The organism is Bradyrhizobium sp. NAS96.2 (assembly GCF_001908235.1).
In the GTDB taxonomy this organism is placed as follows: domain Bacteria; phylum Pseudomonadota; class Alphaproteobacteria; order Rhizobiales; family Xanthobacteraceae; genus Bradyrhizobium.
Genome location: NZ_LGHK01000334.1, coordinates 1 through 1157, shown reverse-complemented (window position 1 = coordinate 1157; position 1157 = coordinate 1). Strand labels below are relative to the sequence as shown.

2 protein-coding genes and 1 pseudogene are annotated in these 1157 nt (G+C 61.5%); all 3 read right to left on the bottom strand.

The window, feature by feature from the left end; translation table 11 throughout:
• Positions 1–74 precede the first annotated feature (74 nt).
• Positions 75–296, bottom strand: a complete 222-nt coding sequence (gene tnpB / locus AC628_RS40950; RefSeq protein ID WP_349510150.1) for an IS66 family insertion sequence element accessory protein TnpB — start codon at positions 294–296, stop codon at positions 75–77.
• Positions 297–319: 23 nt separating this feature from the next.
• Complete coding sequence (gene tnpA / locus AC628_RS40945; protein WP_074132485.1) at positions 320–727, bottom strand: IS66-like element accessory protein TnpA; 408 nt, start codon at positions 725–727, stop codon at positions 320–322.
• A gap of 60 nt (positions 728–787) precedes the next feature.
• Positions 788–995 (bottom strand): annotated as a pseudogene (locus AC628_RS42350) (IS66 family transposase); the annotation flags it as partial.
• Positions 996–1157 lie beyond the last annotated feature (162 nt).

Below are 1157 nucleotides of genomic sequence, written 5' to 3'. Positions count from 1 at the left end.
TCCTCCGGTCGGGCTACGCCCTCCCTTCGGTCCGTCCCCATCGGCGCAGTCTCATCCTGATTGTCGCTGGAGTCTCACCCTGATCGCCGCCGCGCAAAACGACCTCTTTCGAGTTTTTTCGTAAATAGGCATGCTCCCTGGCCGTCATGCCAGATCACTTTCAATAGATCGCCCCTGCGTCCACGGAAGCAGAACAAATGACCACTCAGCGGATCACGGCGCAGCACCTCTTGCACCTGCAACGACAATGAAGCGAAGCCTTTGCGCATGTCGGTGTGGCCCGTCGCCAGCCACACCCGAACTCCCGTAGGAACAGGAATCATCGTGGATCCAAAATCTCGATGATCCGGCGAAGCGCCTCAACGTCGACGCCCGCATCGACAATGACGCGCCGCCCGCCAGCCAGCTCGATCTCGATCCGACGCTCCGTCGAATCTGCGGTCGCGCTCTCCGATGATACCGCCACCGACGCCGCGGGCACCTCCTCGGCCACAACTGCCCTGACAAAGCCAGCCTCGGATTTAGTCCGGGTCGCCGCGAAGGCTCTTCGCCAAGTCACCAACAGAGAACGCGACAAGCCGTATCGCCGCGCTGTCGCCGCAACCACGCGGGGCTCGGACAGGCTTTCTAAAACAATCCGCGCCTTCTCCTCCTCAGACCAACGGCGGCGCCGGCCTGTATCAACCACTTCCAGTCGATTCAGCGTACTGATCGTATGGCTGTCCATACGTACAGTTCTCAACCATCAGGCCAGCCCGCGGCAAGGCGGCTCTCCTCGGAGGCTTACCCAACGTTTGAGCATGTAGTCGATCGGTTCGGCGACGGATGCAGAGCGCGACAGGCGGGCACGCTCATCGCGCAGCCAGGCTTCCAGGACCGTCAAATGAGGCGCGCTTTGTTCATGTCGCACCCGCAGCCGCTTCTGCGTTCTTGCCGCGCCGGGCATTGGCGGCAATATCCGCTAACTCGAAGAACTGCCGCCTTGCGTGCGCCCAACTTGCGTCAGGACAAGTCCTGGAAAGGAGGAAGAATGTGATCTGAAACCTTTCAACGTGACCCAGAGGGTTCGACGCCCTCCCGGCAAAGGCGGAGCCCGCCAGCCGGAAGCGAGTCTTGCATGGGTGGCGGCAACGTCACTCGTGAAGCGTAGACAGCAG

Coding starts and splice junctions, on each gene's coding strand:
- tnpA (WP_074132485.1), bottom strand. CDS start 727: ATGGACAGCCATACGATCAGTACGCTGAATCGACTGGAAGTGGTTGAT.